Annotated in this window: 18 protein-coding genes; all 18 read right to left on the reverse strand. The window is 69.5% G+C overall.

All coding sequences use genetic code 11. From position 1 onward, the window contains the following. Nucleotides 1-22 precede the first annotated feature (22 nt). A complete protein-coding gene (gene ccmI, locus ACZ5PP_RS11500) occupies nucleotides 23-1,246 on the reverse strand; it encodes a c-type cytochrome biogenesis protein CcmI (protein WP_464826051.1) in 1,224 nt (407 codons plus the stop codon). Beyond that, a complete protein-coding gene (locus ACZ5PP_RS11505) occupies nucleotides 1,243-1,848 on the reverse strand; it encodes a cytochrome c-type biogenesis protein (RefSeq protein ID WP_464826052.1) in 606 nt (201 codons plus the stop codon). Before ACZ5PP_RS11505 ends, ccmI begins: the two co-directional genes overlap by 4 nt. Further along, nucleotides 1,838-2,431 (reverse strand): DsbE family thiol:disulfide interchange protein, encoded by a 594-nt coding sequence (locus ACZ5PP_RS11510; RefSeq protein ID WP_004314212.1) that lies wholly within the window; start codon nucleotides 2,429-2,431, stop codon nucleotides 1,838-1,840. Before ACZ5PP_RS11510 ends, ACZ5PP_RS11505 begins: the two co-directional genes overlap by 11 nt. Before the next feature lie 18 nt (nucleotides 2,432-2,449). Continuing rightward, the gene (locus tag ACZ5PP_RS11515; RefSeq protein ID WP_012586282.1) at nucleotides 2,450-4,426 is read right to left on the reverse strand and encodes a heme lyase CcmF/NrfE family subunit; all 1,977 of its coding nucleotides are present in this window, start codon (nucleotides 4,424-4,426) and stop codon (nucleotides 2,450-2,452) included. Between the two features lies 1 nt (nucleotide 4,427). Continuing rightward, a complete protein-coding gene (ccmE, locus tag ACZ5PP_RS11520) occupies nucleotides 4,428-4,871 on the reverse strand; it encodes a cytochrome c maturation protein CcmE (RefSeq protein ID WP_004314208.1) in 444 nt (147 codons plus the stop codon). Further along, nucleotides 4,868-5,098 carry a heme exporter protein CcmD gene (gene ccmD, locus ACZ5PP_RS11525; RefSeq protein ID WP_004314207.1) on the reverse strand — a complete coding sequence of 77 codons (231 nt, stop codon included), beginning with the start codon at nucleotides 5,096-5,098 and terminating at the stop codon, nucleotides 4,868-4,870. Before ccmD ends, ccmE begins: the two co-directional genes overlap by 4 nt. Next, nucleotides 5,098-5,883, reverse strand: coding sequence for a heme ABC transporter permease CcmC (gene ccmC / locus ACZ5PP_RS11530; protein WP_004314205.1), 786 nt, complete (start codon nucleotides 5,881-5,883; stop codon nucleotides 5,098-5,100). Before ccmC ends, ccmD begins: the two co-directional genes overlap by 1 nt. A 57-nt stretch (nucleotides 5,884-5,940) precedes the next feature. Then, nucleotides 5,941-6,609 (reverse strand): heme exporter protein CcmB, encoded by a 669-nt coding sequence (ccmB, locus tag ACZ5PP_RS11535; RefSeq protein WP_004314203.1) that lies wholly within the window; start codon nucleotides 6,607-6,609, stop codon nucleotides 5,941-5,943. Further along, the gene (gene ccmA, locus ACZ5PP_RS11540; RefSeq protein ID WP_012586284.1) at nucleotides 6,603-7,229 is read right to left on the reverse strand and encodes a cytochrome c biogenesis heme-transporting ATPase CcmA; all 627 of its coding nucleotides are present in this window, start codon (nucleotides 7,227-7,229) and stop codon (nucleotides 6,603-6,605) included. The genes ccmB and ccmA overlap by 7 nt, the downstream gene beginning before the upstream one ends. Before the next feature lie 118 nt (nucleotides 7,230-7,347). Beyond that, nucleotides 7,348-7,968 carry a NapC/NirT family cytochrome c gene (locus tag ACZ5PP_RS11545; protein WP_004314200.1) on the reverse strand — a complete coding sequence of 207 codons (621 nt, stop codon included), beginning with the start codon at nucleotides 7,966-7,968 and terminating at the stop codon, nucleotides 7,348-7,350. 23 nt (nucleotides 7,969-7,991) lie between these two features. After that, on the reverse strand, nucleotides 7,992-8,444 hold the full coding sequence (locus tag ACZ5PP_RS11550) for a nitrate reductase cytochrome c-type subunit (protein WP_004314198.1): 453 nt from the start codon (nucleotides 8,442-8,444) through the stop codon (nucleotides 7,992-7,994). Continuing rightward, nucleotides 8,441-9,376, reverse strand: a complete 936-nt coding sequence (gene napH, locus ACZ5PP_RS11555) for a quinol dehydrogenase ferredoxin subunit NapH (protein WP_004314196.1) — start codon at nucleotides 9,374-9,376, stop codon at nucleotides 8,441-8,443. Before napH ends, ACZ5PP_RS11550 begins: the two co-directional genes overlap by 4 nt. Then, nucleotides 9,373-10,266, reverse strand: a complete 894-nt coding sequence (gene napG / locus ACZ5PP_RS11560; RefSeq protein WP_040829263.1) for a ferredoxin-type protein NapG — start codon at nucleotides 10,264-10,266, stop codon at nucleotides 9,373-9,375. The genes napH and napG overlap by 4 nt, the downstream gene beginning before the upstream one ends. A gap of 68 nt (nucleotides 10,267-10,334) precedes the next feature. Next, the gene (napA, locus tag ACZ5PP_RS11565) at nucleotides 10,335-12,881 is read right to left on the reverse strand and encodes a nitrate reductase catalytic subunit NapA (RefSeq protein ID WP_004314193.1); all 2,547 of its coding nucleotides are present in this window, start codon (nucleotides 12,879-12,881) and stop codon (nucleotides 10,335-10,337) included. Nucleotide 12,882: 1 nt separating this feature from the next. Beyond that, nucleotides 12,883-13,137: a chaperone NapD gene (locus ACZ5PP_RS11570; protein WP_004314191.1), complete on the reverse strand. Its 255-nt coding sequence runs from the start codon at nucleotides 13,135-13,137 to the stop codon at nucleotides 12,883-12,885. After that, nucleotides 13,134-13,670, reverse strand: a complete 537-nt coding sequence (napF, locus tag ACZ5PP_RS11575; RefSeq protein WP_041589718.1) for a ferredoxin-type protein NapF — start codon at nucleotides 13,668-13,670, stop codon at nucleotides 13,134-13,136. The genes ACZ5PP_RS11570 and napF overlap by 4 nt, the downstream gene beginning before the upstream one ends. Before the next feature lie 125 nt (nucleotides 13,671-13,795). Further along, complete coding sequence (gene narL, locus ACZ5PP_RS11580; protein ID WP_004314188.1) at nucleotides 13,796-14,440, reverse strand: two-component system response regulator NarL; 645 nt, start codon at nucleotides 14,438-14,440, stop codon at nucleotides 13,796-13,798. Then, nucleotides 14,437-16,350: a histidine kinase gene (locus ACZ5PP_RS11585; protein ID WP_004314186.1), complete on the reverse strand. Its 1,914-nt coding sequence runs from the start codon at nucleotides 16,348-16,350 to the stop codon at nucleotides 14,437-14,439. The genes narL and ACZ5PP_RS11585 overlap by 4 nt, the downstream gene beginning before the upstream one ends. Between the last annotated feature and the right edge of the window lie 179 nt (nucleotides 16,351-16,529).

Below are 16,529 nucleotides of genomic sequence, written 5' to 3' on the forward strand. Positions count from 1 at the left end.
CCGACGCCTCGCACCCGACGCCTCACTCCCGTACCCGATCGATCGTCACCGTCACGCCTTCGGCATCCGGCGCCACCGGAGCGCTGACGCCCTCGAGGTCGCCGGGGCGTGCGGTGGCATCGCCACCCTTGGAGACGCGCGCCGCGATCACGACGCGCTCGGGCACCGCGGCGTCGCCCATCATCAGCCTCGCGCCGTCGAAGTCGAAATTCACCGGCAGCTCGCTGCCCTTGAAGCGCAGCGCCGCCAGCGGGGGGCCGCCGGCCGGGCCACGCACGAACACGAACACCGCGTCCTCGGCCGCGACCTGGCCGGCGAGCGCGCCCTCGACCTGCAGGCGGCCGGCGACCTTGAGCGGCGAGGCCGGCGGCGGCGCGGCATTGCCTTCGTTGGTGGCGAGCGGCGCCATGCCGGCCTTCGCGCGCGCCTCGTTGATGCTCGCGCGCACGCCGCGCGCGACGTCGTCGCCCGGGGGGATCAGGGCGAGGATGCGCTCCCAGTAGCCGGCGGCGGCGGCGAAGTCGTCGCGCTGGTAGGCGGCGGTGCCAGCCAGCGCCAGCGCCTTGGGATGCTTCGGTTCCGCCTCGAGCGCACGCAGCACCAGCGCCTCGGCATCGCTCCCGACCTTGCCGGTCTGCGCGGCGACCACGTCGGCCCAGTCGGAGAGCACGTCGGGGTCGTTGGGCACCAGCTTGTCGAGGCGTTCGTAGGCGGCGGCAGCCTTGGGGAAGTCCTTCAGCACCAGGTAGGTCCGCGCCAGCATCGCCCAGCCCTCGGCGTTGTCGGGGTTGGCGGCGAGGTGCTTCTCCAGGCTGCCCACCATCTCGGTGACCTGCTCCTGCGTGAAGCCCTGCTGGCCCTCGACGTTCTTCGGGTCGAGCGCGGCGGGCTCGCCGATCATCAGGTAGGTGCCGACGGCAAGCGCGGGGATGGCGAGGCCGGTGGCGAGCGCCCACGCCTTGCTCGGCCGGCGGTCGGCGCTGTCGGCCGTCTCGGCGGCCACCTCGGCCTCCTCGAGGGCACGGCGCTCCAGCTCCTCGCGGCTCTTCGCATGGGTCGCGGCGTCGATGCGGCCCTCGGCGAGCTCGGCGTCGAGATCGGCGAGCTGCTCGCGCAGCACGGTCAGCACCATCGCGCTCTGGCGCATCTGCGCCTGGCCGCGGCGGCCGTAGCCGAGCAGCGGCGGCAGGATCAATAGCAACGCGCCGGCCACGAGCAGGCCGGCGAAAACGAGGAAGGCGGTCACTTGCGGGACTCCGGGGATGCGGGATTCGAGGCGGCGTCCCCGCCGCCGGCGAGCAGCGCACGCGCGCGCTCGCGGTCTGCGGCGCTGAGCGCGCCCTCGGCGGCGATCTCGCTGCGGCGCCGGCGCAGGCGCCAGGCCAGCCAGCCGGCGCCCCCCAGCAGCAGGGCGAACGGCCCGACCCAGAGCAGCCCGGTCACAGCCTTGAAGGGCGGCTCGTAGAGCACGAAGTCGCCGTAGCGCTCCACGAGGTAGTCGATCACGTCGTCCTTGTCCTTGCCCGCGGCGAGCTGTTCGCGCACCTGGTTGCGCAGGTCCACCGCGAGCGGCGCGTTGGATTCGGCGATCGACTGGTTCTGGCAGACGAGGCAGCGCAGCTTGTGCGACAGCTCCATCATGTCGGCTTCGAGCTTGGGATCGGCGGCGACCGCCGGGGCGACGCCCGGGTCGCTCGCGGTGGCGATGCCGACGGGGGTGATGGCCGGGCCGCCTTCGGCCGTGGCGGCATGGAGAGGCGCGGCGATCAGCGCGGCGAGCGCGCCGACGCCGAGCACGCGACGCAGGCCGTGGAGCCCGGACGGGACGAGCTTGGGATCAGCCGGCACGACGCAGCTCCTCGACCTTGGGCATGATCTGGGTCTGCAGCGACTCGGGAGTGATCGGGCCGATGTGCTTGTAGCGGATGCGGCCTTCGCGGTCGATCAGGAAGGTCTCGGGCACGCCATACACGCCGAAGTCGATGCCGACGCGGCCGTCGATGTCGAGCACCGAGAGCAGGTAGGGGTTGCCGTGATCGGCGAGCCAGCGCCGTGCGCGCTCGATCGCCATCGTGGTCTCGGCCTCGAGCGCCATGCCGCGGGTGCTGATCGCGCCGTCGCCGCGCACTTCCTTGTAGTTGAGGCCGACCACCGGCACCAGCTTCTGCGCGGCCATGCGTACCAGCACCGGGTGCTCCTGGCGGCAGGCCACGCACCACGAGGCCCACACGTTGAGCAGCCAGACCTGGCCGCGCATCTCCTCGAGCGCGAAGGTCTGCTCGGGCTGGTCGAGACGGGCGAGGCGGAAGTTCGGCGCCGGCTTGTCGATCAGCGGCGAGGGCACCTCGCGCGGGTTGAGGGTGAGGCCGAAGGCGAGGAAGCCGGCGAGGCCGAAGAACAGCAGCAGCGGTACGAGAAACTTGGCTTTCATGGTTTTCCCAGGTCGAACTCAGGCGGCGACGCGACTGCCCACCGCCGCGGCGGCGTCGCGCGCGGCCAGGCGGCGATAGCGGCGGTCGGCGGCGGCGAACACGCCTCCGAGGCCCATCAACACGCAACCTGCCCAGATCCAGCTGATGAAGGGCTTGTAGTAGAGGCTGACGATCCAGGCGCCGTCCTCGAGCTGTTCGCCGAGCGAGACGTACACGTCGCGGAACACGCCGATGTCGAGCGAGGCCTCGGTCATCGGCATGCCCTGGGCGAGATAGACGCGCTTCTCGGGAGTGAGCATGTCGAGCGAGCGGCCGTCGCGCAGCAGTTCGATCCTGCCGCGCGCGGCGTCGTAGTTGGGGCCGTCGGCATCCACCGCGCCACGGAAGACGAAAGTGTAGCCGGCGAGCTCGGCGTGCTGGCCTTCCTTCATCTTGACGTCGAGGTGGCGGTCCAGGCTGCCCACCATGGTGACGCCGATGATGAAGATGCCGATGCCGAAGTGGGCGAGCCACATTCCCCACCACGACGCGGTTATCGAACGCAGGCGCGAACCGGCCGAGGCCCCGGCGCGCTCGCCGAGGCGGCGGACGAGCAGTTGCAGGCTGGCGAGCACCACCCAGGCCGCGAGCGAGAGGCCAAGCGCGGTGCGCCAGGTGAGGTGATCCACCGCCCACGCGCTGCCGACGCCGATCGCCACGCTGGCGACGAAGGCGGGCGCCACGCGGCGCACCTCGGCGAGGAGCTCGTCGTCCTTCCAGCGCAGGAAGGGGCCGAACACCATCAGCACCACGACCGGGGTCATCAGCGGCACGAACACCGCCTCGAAGTAGGGCGGCCCGACCGAGATCTTGCCGAGGCCGAGGGCGTCGAGGAAGAGCGGATACAGCGTGCCGAGCAGCACCGAGGCCGAGGCCACGGTGAGCAGGACGTTATTGGCGAGCAGGGCGGTCTCGCGCGACACCAGGCCGAAGCTGCCGCCGCCCATGAGCTTGTTCGCACGCATCGCGTACAGCAGCAGCGAGAAGCCGATCACGATCACGAGCAGGGCGAGGATGTAGAGGCCGCGCCTGGGGTCGGTGGCGAAGGCGTGCACGCTGGTGATGACGCCCGAGCGCACCAGGAAGGTGCCGAGCAGCGACAGCGAGAAGGCGCCGATCGCCAGCAGCACCGTCCAGCTGCGGAAGGCGCCGCGCTTCTCGGTGACGGCGAGCGAGTGCATCAGCGCGGTGCCGAGCAGCCAGGGCATGAAGGAGGCGTTCTCGACCGGATCCCAGAACCACCAGCCCCCCCAGCCGAGCTCGTAGTAGGCCCATCCCGAGCCGACCGCGATGCCGGCGGTGAGGAAGACCCAGGCGATCGTGGTCCACGGCCGCGACCAGCGTGCCCAGGCGGCATCCATCCGTCCCGACAGCAGCGCCGCGATCGCGAACGCGAAGGCCACCGAGAAGCCGACGTAGCCCATGTAGAGCAGCGGCGGATGGATGATCATCCCCGGGTCCTGCAGCAGCGGGTTGAGGTCGCGGCCCTCGGCGACGGCCGGCAGCAGGCGGTCGAAGGGGTTGGAGGTGACCAGGGTGAAGGAGATGAAGCCGGCGCTGACCAGACCGAGCACGCCCAGCACGCGGGCGAGGAAGGCGTCGGGCAGGTGGCGCGAGAACACCGTCACCGCGACCGTCCACAGCGACAGCGACATCGCCCACAGCAGCAGCGAGCCCTCGTGGTTGCCCCACACGCCGGTGATCTTGTACATCAGCGGGGTGGCGCTGTGCGAGTTGGTGGCCGCGAGCTGGACGGAGAAGTCGCTCTGGATGAAGGCCCAGGTCAGGCAGAAGTAGCTGAACAGGATGAAGAAGAACTGCCCCTGCGCCGCGGGGCGGCCGACCGCCATGAGCGCCGAGCTGTTGCGCTGCGCGCCGACCAGCGGCACGACCGCCTGCACCAGCGACAGCACCAGGGCAAGAATGAGGGCGAAGTGTCCGAGTTCGGGGATCATGTCACTGGCTCAAGGTCTGGGCGGCCTTCTGGGCCTGTTCCACGGCGTGGGCGGCCTCCGGCGGCATGTAGTTCTCGTCGTGCTTGGCGAGCACCTCGGTGGCGCGGAACACGCCGCCCTCGAGCCTGCCCTGCACCACCGCGCCCTTGCCCTCCTTGAAGAGGTCGGGCAGCGTGCCCTTGTAGGTCACCGGGATGACCCTGGCGGTGTCGGTGATCGCGAAGCGCACCGTTACACCGTCGGCCTCGCGCTGGATCGAGCCGTCCTCGACCATGCCGCCGATGCGGAAGGTCTTGCCGGTGGGCGCCTTGCCCTCGGAGACCTCGGTCGGCGTATGGAAGAACACCAGGTTTTGCTGGAAGGCGCTCAGCACCAGGGCGACCGCGGCGAACAGCAGGGCCACCCCGCCGCCGACCAGCATCAGACGTTTGCTACGGGCTTTCATGTTTCCGACTCCATGGCGGGCATCGTGCCTTCGCCGTTACGCTTGCCTGCATCCTTGCCCACCGCGCGGCGCCAGCGCAGCAGGCGACGGGTGGTGTCCTTCCGACGCTGGAACACGAGCACGAGTTCCAGCGCGATCAACGCGAACGCGAGGCCGTAGCTGCCCCACACGTAAAAGGCGGCACCGCCCATGTCCCAGAACGCGGACCAGCTCTCCCACTGCTGCATCAGGCACGCCCTCCGGCGGTTTGCGAAAGCTTCGCGGCGCGCTCGAGCTCGGCGCCGACCCACTCGGTGTGGCGCTCGCGCTCGAGGATCATCGGCCGCACCCGCCACAGCACCACGGCGAGGGTGTAGGCCCACGACGCCAGCGCCATCACCAGCATGCCGGTGAGCATGGTGGTCGCCATCGACGGCGCCTTGGTGAGGCTCACCGAGGCGCCCTGGTGCAAGGTGTTCCACCACTGCACCGAGAAGTAGATGATCGGCACGTTGACCGCGCCCACCAGCGCGATGATTGCGCCGGCGCGGTCGGCGCGACGCGGATCCTCGATCGCGCGCGTGAGCGCGATGAAGCCGAAGTAGAGGAAGAGCAGCAGCAGCTGCGAGGTCAGGCGCGCATCCCACACCCAGTAGGCGCCCCAGGTGGGCTTGCCCCACAGCGCGCCGGTCCACAGCGCGACGAAGCAGAACATCGCCCCGGTGGGGGCGAGCGCCTGGCTCATCACAAAGGACAGGCGGGTGTTCATGACCAGCCCGACCGCCGACCAGAAGGCCATGACGAGGTAGATGAACATCGACATCCAGGCCGCCGGCACGTGGATGAAGATCACCCGATAGACCTGCCCCTGGGTGGCGTCGGTGGGGGCGACGAAGAAGCCGAGCCACAGCCCGACCGCGGTGAGGACGACGGCGCTCGCGGCGAACCAGGGCGCGAGACGACCGGCGAGAGGATAGAAATTCTGCGGTGCAGCAAACCGCAGCAGGCTGCGACCGCGTTCGGGATTCGTCATGCTTCGAGGCTTCGCTTTCTCGGCCCGCCGCGCCCGCCTGGGGGCGCGGCTGCGTCGTCAATCGGTTGAAATTCTGAGCGCTGCCGCGCACGCCACCGGCGCCAGCGCGAGCGCCCCCGCCAGACCACCGCCGAGCAGCAGCAGATGGGCGGCGGCACCGCTACCCGACAGCTCGGCCTCGACCGCGCCGGCACCGAAGATCAGCACCGGGACGAACAGCGGCAGCACCAGCAGGGCCAGCAGCATGCCACCGCCGCGCAGCCCGAGGGTCAGCGCCGCGCCGACCCCACCGAGCAGCGCGAGGATGGGCGTGCCGAGCAGCAAACTTAGTATCAGCACGGGCAGCCCGCCTTGTTCGAGGTCAAGCAGCAGACCCATGGCCGGCGCCACCGCCACCACCGGCAGGCCGGTGCTGAGCCAGAACGCCAGCACCTTGGCCATCACCCACAGCGCAGCCGGCTCGCTAGACAGGAGAAGCTGCTCGAGAGTTCCGTCGCTGTAGTCCTGCGCGAACAGGCGATGCAGCGAAAGCAGGCAGGCGAGCAGCGCCGCGACCCACAGCACGCCGGGCGCGATCGCGCGCAGCTGGTTGGGCTCGGCGCCGACGCCGAAGGGGAACAGGCACACCACGATGATGAAGAAGGCGAGCGTGACGAGCACGTCGGCGCGCCCGCGCCAGGCCAGCAGCAGGTCGCGCCGCAGCACGGCGAGGAAGGTGCTCAGCATGCGAAGACTCCGACGTCGAGCACCTCGGGCGGGCGCGCGAAGGGCGCGTCCTGGTGGGTGGTGAGCATCACCATGCCGCCCGCTTCGCAGTGCTGCGAGAGCGTGGCGGCGAGATCGGCGACCGCACGCACGTCGAGCGCGGTGAAGGGCTCGTCGAGCACCCACAGCGGGCGCGCGTTCGACAGGAACAGCCGCGCCAGGCCGACGCGGCGGCGCTGGCCCTGCGACAGCACGCGCGCCGGCAGGTCGAGCTGGTCGGCGAGGCCGATGCGCTGCAGGGCCTGCACGCAGTCCTCCGCGTCGACCGCGTCGCCGGCGGCAGCGCAGGCGAAACGCAGGTTCTCCAGCGGGCTGAGGAGGTCATTGAGCGCGGCGGCGTGGCCGAGGTAGAGCAGGTCGCCGTGGAAGGCCTCGCGCGCGCGCCGGATCGACTCGCCGCGCCAGCGGATCTCGCCGGCCTCGGGCAGCGCCAGCCCGGTGACCAGGCGCAGCAGGCTGGTCTTGCCGACCCCGTTGGGCCCGGCGACGCGCAGCAGGCCACCCGCCTGGAGGCGGAAGGCGAGGTCGCGGAACAGCAGGCGATCGCCTTTCAGGCAGGCGAGACTTTCGACTTCGAGCATGGGGACGGATTGGAACACAGGCGGCCCGGGATGCGCCATCCCGGCACACACCGGAAAGGCGCGCCCCGCGGCGCACCGCTCGATGCGGCGCAGCGCGGGGCGGGGGCTGCGGCGCAGCTCAGTCCTTCTTCGCGGGCGGGTGCATCACCTCGGGAGCGACGCCTTCGCGCGGCGCGCCGATGTGCTGGTCGACCGGCGGCAGCGAGTGCGCGATGCCCTTGTGGCAGTCGATGCAGGTCTTGCCCTCGGCGAAGCCGGCCTGGTGCATCTGGTTGGAGCGACGGCCCTGCACCGAGTAGTCGAAATACTCGTAGTTGTGGCAGTTGCGGCACTCCTGCGAGTTGTTCGCCTTCATGCGGTTCCACTCGTTCTGCGCCAGGCGCAGGCGCTCGGCGGCGAACTTCTCCGGCGTGTCGATGGTGCCCATCACCTTGCCGTAGAGCTCGCGCGAGGCCTTGATCTTGCGGATCATCTTCGGGCCCCACTCCTTGGGCACGTGGCAGTCCGGGCAGGTCGCGCGCACCCCGGTGCGGTTCTGGTAGTGGATGGTGTTGCGATACTCCTTGAAGACGTTCTGCTCCATCTCATGACAGGAAATGCAGAACTTCTCCGTGTTGGTCATCTCCAGGGCCCAGTTGAAGCCCCCCCAGAACACCACGCCCGCGGCGACGAGCAGGACGATGGCGCCCCAGCCCGCACCGCGGATGCGCTGCATCAGGCTCTTGTTGTTGTCGGTCATGTCGATCCCCGTGTGTCGATTCTTCAGCGCAGGCCTTCCGCGCGCTGGAACTTGTTGCCGACCAGCGGCTTGGCGTCGGTCTGGGGCACATGGCACTGCATGCAGAAATAGCGGCGCGGCGAGATGTTCGACAGTTCGCCGCCGTCACGATCCTTGAAGTGGGTCAGGCTGACCTTGGTGGCGCCCGACTCCTTGTAGCGGCTCCAGGCGTGGCAGTCCATGCACTTGTTGAAGTTGATCGTGACCTCGTAGCCCTCCACCTTGTGCGGGATCAGCGGCGGTTGCTGCACGTAGTCGCGCTCGATCGGCGCCTGGTCGGGAATCGGCTTGTAGTTGCCGACCTGCAGCTCCTGCTCGGCCACGTCGGCGCCGCGAATGCTCTTCACCGCCTGCGCCATCGCCGCGGGCGGCACCATGGCACCGAAGCCGACAGCGGCGACGAGCGCGAGCACCAGATTTCGGGTTTGTTTGTTCATGACTCGCTCCTGTTGAATCGGGTCGTAATGCGGAAAACGTCCTTGCCGCACACATCCACGCAGCGTCCGCAGGTGGTGCAGTCGGCATCCAGAATGAGGGGGTGGTCCTGGCCTACGCCCTTGAGCGCGGGCCGGATGACCTGGGGCTCGGGGCAGACGGCGAAGCAGTCCATGCAGTCGTTGCACGCGCTGCGCTTGGCGGCCGAGACCTTGACGACGGCGGCGCGTCCGAGCAGGGCGTAGAAGGCGCCTTGCGGGCACAGGTGGCCACACCAGCCGCGCGGGGCGATGAGCAGGTCGTAGAAGAAGATGCCGCCGACGATGCCCCAGGCCAGTCCGAAACCGAAGATCAGGCCGCGGTGGAACATCGACACCGGATTCACCCACTCCCACGCCAGCGAGCCGGTCGCCGCCGCGATGACCAGCACGAAGCCGAGCAGCCAGTAGCGCGTGCTGCCCGACGGCACCTTGCCACCCTTGAGGCCCAGCCGCCGGCGCAACCAGGCGGCGGCGTCGGTGACGAGGTTGACCGGACACACCCACGAGCAGAACAGCCGCCCACCGAAGAGCAGATAGAAGGCGAGCACGATGCCGGCGCCGAGCAGCGCCTCCCGGTAGGGCCAGTGCCCGGCGGCGAGCTGCTGCACGACCAGGAAGGGGTCGGTGAGCGGCAGCACGCCGAGGGTGAGGCTGGACGACAGGTTGCCCTTGACGATCCACCACCCCAGCCATGGCCCGACGAGGAAGAGTGCGAGGATGCCGAGCTGCGACGCGCGCCGCAGCAGCAGCCACTTGTGCGCGCGCAGCCAGCCCTTCGCCTCCACCGCCTCGCGCCCGGGACGTGCGACCACGCCGCGCATCGCGGCGCCGCGCACGCTGGTGGGCGGGACCTTGCGTTCCGGCACGCCGCCGGCGCCGAGTCGCGCGCTCATGGCTTCCACCCCGAGTCGAGACCACCGCCCGCCGGCTTCGCGGGAACGTAATCCGGCACCTGCGCGGGCGCCTGGACCGGCCCTTGCCCGGGTTCGACCCGAGTGTCACCGTAGGCCTTGCCTTCGAGGCCGCGCACCGGCAGCTCGACCTGGTCGCCGATGAGCGACTTGCCGGCGGCCTCCTTCTCTTCCCAGCCACGCAGGTAGTGTTCGGCCTTCGAGCCTTGCGCCAGCTTGATCGGCAACACCTTGATCGCCGCCTCGCCGGGCAGCACGCAGGCCTTCTCGCACTTGCCGCAGCCGGTGCAGTGCTCGGAATGCACGGTCGGCAGCAGCATCGCGTGACGGTCGGAGCGCGGGTTGTGCATGCGCTCGAGAGTGATCGCCTGGTCGATGACCGGGCACACCCGGTAGCACACGTCACAGCGCAGGCCGAGGAAGTTGAGGCAGTTCTCCTGGTCGATCAGGACCGCCAGCCCCATCTTCGCCTTGGTGATATCGACCAGCGCACGGTCGAGCGCGCCGGTCGGACAGGCCACCACGCAGGGGATGTCCTCGCACATCTCGCAGGGAATGTCGCGCGCCTCGAAGTACGGCGTGCCCGTCGCCACCCCGTCGCCGAACTCGGCCAGCTTCAGGGTCTTGTAGGGACAGTCGCGCACGCACAGGCCGCAGCGCACGCAGGCCGCGAGAAAAGCGTCTTCGGGGAGAGCGCCGGGCGGACGGATGGCCGTCGCCGGCAACGCCGACGCCTGCTTCGCGTACATCCCGGCACCGAGCGCGAGCAGACCCGCACCGCCGGCGACGCCCGCCGCATCCTTTAGGAAGCGGCGGCGCGAAGCCGGAGCGACGGGTTCAACGCGTCCGGTCGATTGCACCTTGTCGTTCATCAGCATCGCGAGCCCCGCCCTCCGCGCGTCCCCCCGGTCGGCGGGGGCCGGACTCGCGCCTCCTCTCATCAGACCTTAAGGACCTTCACCGCGCATTTCTTGTAGTCGGTCTCCTTCGAGATCGGGCAGGTGGCGTCGAGCGTGAGCTTGTTCACCAGCCGGCCTTCGTCGAAGAAGGGCACGAAGATGAGCCCGACCGGCGGCTTGTTGCGGCCGCGGGTCTCCAGGCGGGCGACGATCTCGCCGCGCCGCGACACCACCTTGACCGCCATTCCGCGCTGCAGGCCGCGCTTCTGCGCGTCCTCGGGGTGCATGAAGATCTGTGCCTCGGGCACCGAGCGGTGCAGCTCGGGCACGCGCCGGGTCATCGAGCCGGTGTGCCAGTGCTCCAGCACGCGGCCGGTACACAGCCACATGTCGAACTCGGCGTCGGGCATCTCGGGCGGATCCTGGTAGGGCAGCGCGAACACGACCGCCTTGTTGTCCTTGTGGCCGTAGAACTTCACGCCCTCGCCCGCCTTCACGTACGGGTCATAGCCCTCGCGGAAGCGCCACAGGGTCTCCTTGTTGTCCACCACCGGCCAGCGCAGGCCGCGCGCCTTGTGGTAGACGTCGAAGTCGGCGAGGTCGTGGGCGTGGCCGCGACCGAAGGCGGCGTACTCCTCGAACAAGCCCTTCTGCAGGTAGAAGCCGAGCTCCTTCGACTCGTCGTTCATGTAGCCCGGAATCGCATGCCCGTTGGCCTTCTCGACGTCGGCGAGCGGGAACTTGTTCACCTGGCCGTTGGCGTAGAGCACGTCGTACAGGGTCTTGCCGCGGTACTCGGGCTTCTTGGCGACGAGCTCCTCCGGCCACACTTCCTCGACCTTGAAGCGCTTGGCGAACTGGATGTACTGCCACAGGTCGGACTTGGCCTCGCCCGGCGCCGACACCTGCTGGCGCCAGAACTGGGTGCGGCGCTCGGCGTTGCCGAAGGCGCCTTCCTTCTCGGCCCACATCGCGCACGGCAGGATCAGGTCGGCCGACAGCGCGGAGACGGTCGGATAGACGTCGGACACCACCACGAAGGCCTCCGGGTTGCGCCAGCCCGGGTAGATCTCGTCATTGACGTTGGGGCCCGCCTGCATGTTGTTGGTGGTCGTGGTCCAGTAGCACTTGAGCTTGCCGTCCTTGAGCGCGCGGCTCTGCGCCACCGCATGCAGACCGATCTTGGGCGGGATCGTGCCCTCGGGCAGCTTCCACAATTCCTCGGTGAGCGCGCGGTGCATCGGGTTGGTGACCACCATGTCGGCCGGCAGGCGGTGGGCGAAGGTGCCGACCTCGCGCGCGGTGCCGCAGGCCGAGGGCTGACCGGTGAGCGAGAACGGGCTGTTGCCGGGCTCCGAGATCTTGCCCACGAGCAGGTGGACGTTGTAGATCATGTTGTTCACCCAGGTGCCGCGGGTGTGCTGGTTGAAGCCCATGGTCCAGAACGACACCACCTTGCGGTTCGGGTCGGCATACTGCTCGGCCATCTTGACCAGGCGATCCTCCGGCACGCCCGAAAGCTTCGACACCTTCTCGGCGGTGTACTCCGAGACGAACCTGGCGAACTCGTCGAAGCTGATGTCCTTGGCCGCGCCGGTGTCGCCCTTGGGCTTGCCCTCGGCACCCGGGTAGCCGTTGCTCGTGGCCTTGGCTTCCAGCACATGGTTCGGGCGCAGGCCGAAACCGATGTCGGTCTCGCCGATCTTGAACTTGACGTTGCGCTCGACGAAGGCCTTGTTCACCTTGCCGTTCTGGATGATGTAGTTGCAGATGTAGTTGAGGATCGCCAGGTCGGTCTGCGGCACGAAGATCATCGGGTTGTCGGCGAGCTCGTAGGAACGATGCTCGAAGGTCGACAGCACGTGCACCTGGCAGCCTTGCTTGGACAGGCGGCGGTCGGTGATGCGGCTCCACAGGATGGGGTGCATCTCCGCCATGTTCGAGCCCCACAGCACGAAGGTGTCGGCGTTCTCGATGTCGTCGTAACAGCCCATCGGCTCGTCGATGCCGAAGGTGCGCATGAAGCCGGCCACCGCCGACGCCATGCAGTGGCGCGCGTTGGGATCGAGGTTGTTGGTGCGGAAGCCGGCCTTCATCAGCTTCGAGGCGGCATAGCCCTCCCACACCGTCCACTGGCCCGAGCCGAACATGGCGACGGAGTCGGGGCCGTGCTCCTTGATCGCCTTCTTCCACTTCTGCTCCATGATGTCGAAGGCCTGCTCCCACGAGATCGGCGTGAACTCGCCGTTCTTGTCGAACTGGCCGTTCTTCATGCGCAGCAGCGGCTTGGTAAGGCGGTCCTCGCCGTACATGATCTTGGACAGGAAGTAGCCCTTGATGCAGTTCAGGCCGCGGTTGACCGGCGAGTCCGGATCACCCTGGGTGGCGACCACGCGCCCGTCCTGCACGCCCACCAGCACCGAGCAGCCGGTGCCGCAGAAGCGGCAGGCCGCCTTGTCCCAGCGCACCTTGGTGCCGCCCGCGCCGGGCTGCTGCGCCTCGGCGACGACCGGGATCCCGATGCCGGCGGTGGCGGCCGCCGCGGCGATCGCGTTGTTCTTGATGAATTCGCGTCGATTCATGCTCATGTCAGACCTCCGTCAATTCCAGACCTTCATCGGTGTATTCGTAGGCGATCGTCAGCCCCTGCACCTTGGGCAGCAGGTTCACCGCCAGGATCGAGTCGGTCACCGACCAGCCCGCGCCGTCCTCGATGGTGATGACGATGTTGCCCTTCTCGGCGGACTGCCCGTGCAACTCGACCCCGGGCACCTTCTTCAGGCCCTCGACGATCTCGGGGAAATCCGCGGGAAAGGCCCGCACGACCAGACTTGCAATATTCATGTTGCGCTCTCCGTAGGGAGGGGATTGCGCACGCGCGTGTCGATCGCACGCGTCGGGCACGGGCCGATGCAGGCGCCGCAGGCGGTGCACGCGGCGGCGTCGAGTTCGGGATGGGCGACGCCCCCGAGGCGGGGACGGAAGCGGATGGCGCCCTCGGGGCAGGCCTCGCCGCACACGCGGCATTCGACGCCGCGCGCCGCCAGGCAGGCTGCGCCGATCACGGCGACACGATCCCAGGGCGCAGCGGACGCGTCCTCGCGCCAAAGCGCGCGAGGTTCGCAGGCGGCGACGCAATCGCCGCAGAAGCTGCATTCGCCGCGGCTGAAATCGACCCCGGGGAAGCCGCCGTCCATGCGCACCAGGATGGTGGTGGGACAGGCCTCGATACAACGCTCGCAGCGCGTGCAACGCGCGACGAAGTCGTCCTCCTCCAGCGCCCAGGGCGGGCGGAGTGCGGGCTCGACTGCGCGCGTGCGTCCGAAGAGGAAGTTCCGGCGGGAACTCGCCGCGCGCGGAGATGCGGAGGAAGCCAAGGACGATCCAGCAAATTGCGCAGCCGCCATTACAGCCCAGTAGCAGCAGTCAATTATTGACCTGAGTCAACCTGCGAACTCATCTCAATACAGCCGGGCTTGCCGCGCGCCCCCTTCCCCGCCGCTCAGGCCCGCAGATGCTCCACCGCCCACACCGCGGCCTCGACGCGCGAGCGCAGCTCGAGCTTGCGCAGGATGTGCTTGACGTGGACCTTCACCGTACCCTCCGCGATGTCGAGCTCGCGCCCGATCTGCTTGTTGGGGAGCCCGGCGGCGATCTTCTCGAGGATGCGCAGCTCCTGCTCGGTGAGCCCGGCGGCGCCCGCCGATTGTGGCCGCGACTCGCCGCGCAACGCGGCGGCGAGGAGGTGGTTGAGCTGCGGGGGGATCACCACCCGCCCGGCGGCCACGGCCTGCAGCGCCTCGAGCATGGCCTCGGGCTCCATGTCCTTGAGCAGGTAGCCCTCGGCGCCGCCGCGCAAGGCGGCCACCACATCCTCGCCGGAGTCCGACACGGTGACCATCACCACGCGCGCCTCGCTGCGCGCCGCGCGCAGGCCGCGCAGCATGTCGAGCCCGTCGCCGTCGCGCATGTTGAGGTCGAGCAGGACCAGGTCGGGGCGCAGCTCGCGCGCGAGCACGAGCCCTTCTGCGCCACTGGCGGCCTCGCCGACGAGGACGAAGGCTGGAATCGTGCGCAGCAGCTGCACCAGTCCGCGTCGGAACAGCGGGTGGTCGTCCACGATCAGCACGCGACAGCTCTCGTTCATGTCTCCGTTTCCTTCTTCGCATCACCCTGCGCCATCGCCGCCATGCTCGCGTTGGCGGATCGGAAGCGCACGCACACCCGGGTACCGCTCGGCAGCGCCGGCCCGATGTCGATTTCCCCGCCCATGCTGCGCGCGCGCTCGCGCATGATCGCCAGCCCGTGGTGGTTGCGGGCATCCGCCGGCGGCGCGCCGATGCCGCAGCCGTCGTCGCGCACCTCCAGCAGCACCTCGCCATCCGCGCCGCCACGCAGCGCCACCCAGGCATGGCGTGCCGAAGCGTGGCGCACCATGTTCGACAAGGCCTCGCGCACGATCTGCAGCACATGCACCTCCTGGTTCGGGCTGAGCTGGCAGGCGCCGAGCTCCACGGCGAGCTCGACCTCCAGACCGCCGCGCGTGCCGTATTCGCGCGCCGCATCTTCCATCAGGGTGGCGAGGTCGGCCGACAGGCCGAGGCGGAAGGACACCAGCAGCTCGCGCAGCTGACGGTAGGCGGCGCTGATGCCCTCGCGCAGGTCGGCCAGGATCGGCTCCGCCTCCGCCGTGCGCGCCGGATCGGCGAGTGCGCGCTGCAACAGGCTGACCTGGATCTTCATGTAGGACAGCGCCTGCGCGAGCGAATCGTGCAGCTCGCGCGCGATCACCGAGCGCTCCTCCTGCAGTGCGAGCAGGCGCTCCTGCTCGGTGCGCCGTGCCGCGCCGAGCGCCATGCCAATGTGGCGCGACAGCGCCTCGACGAGCTGGCGCTGCCAGTCCTCGAGGCGCGCGCCGTCGGACAGCGACAGGCGCAGCATGCCGTGATGGTGCTCGCGGTCGCGCAGCGGAAAGCGCAGCAGGGTCGGCGACAGCAGCGCCAGCGCCTGCCCCTCCGAGCCGGCCCGGCAGGCCGCGCAGGCGTCCTCGCCGCGCTCGGCGCGATCCGGACAGGGCCCCATGGACGAGGCGATCACCGCCGCGGGGGCGCCGGGGCGCGGCTCGATGCAGACGAAGGAGCCCTCCAGCCCGGCGACGCGGTCGATGTCGCGCAGGGTCGCCTCGTAGGCGTCGGGCGCGCTCGGCGCCTGGTAGAGCCGGGCGATGGCGTGGTAGAGCAGCTCGAGCGAACGGTTGCTGCGCTGCAGCTCGGCGGTCTTCTCGGTGACGCGCAGCTCGAGCAGGTGATAGTGGCGGGCGAGTTCGTCGGCCATCAGGTTGAAGGCGCTGCCGACCTGGCCGAGTTCGTCCTCCCCGGTGTAGCGCACGCGCACGCCGAAATCACCGCCGGCGATGCGGCGTGCGGCGTCGAGCAGGCCACCGAGCGGGCGCAGCAGCGCCCGCTGCAGCAAGACGATCACCACCAGCACCACCCCCAGCGTCACCGCCGCGGCGAGCGCGAGGATGCGGCGCAGCTCGTCGATACGGCGCTCGTTCTCCTGGCCGAGCACCGCGACCAGGCTATCGACCTGACCGACGAAGTCGTCGACCCCGGCGAGCAGCGTCTCGACCTCGCGCGCATCCGGCGGCACAGGCCCGGCGAGCGCCTCGATCCGCGGCCGCACCGAGCGCTCCCAACCCGCCTGCACGCCGCGGTAGGTCGCCGCGAAGAGCTCTCCCGGGGCCTCGTCCACGAAGCGGCGCAGCGCGGCCTGCTGCAGCTCGCGCTCGATGTCGGCCATCGCCGCGCGCGTGCGCTCGGACACACCGATGCGGCCCTTGAGCGCATCGATCGCGATCAGGTTGGCGATCCGCTGGGTATGGCCGCGCAGGGTGCTGGCCACGGCGATCGCCTGCACGCTGTCGCGGCTGCGATCCACCACGACGAAGGATGCGCTCATGCCCGCCAGCCCGATCAGCGTCATCGCCACGAGGGCGACCGACACCAGCAGCATGATCGAGCGCCTCACGAGCAGGCGGGGGACCGCCAGATACATGTGAAATCTCCATCCGGACGCGATCCGGGACAACAACGTGGACATACCCCTTCCACTTCGATCCTCGGCTGCAACGCCTGCAAGCCTCGACCTTTGCGTCTACTTTTCAGTGACTTGCCAAAATCCGCGGATACCTCTTCGGAGGTATGCCAAAAACACGCGCGCGCCCCGCTGCAGGT

The organism is Thauera sp. DNT-1, from assembly GCF_055393985.1.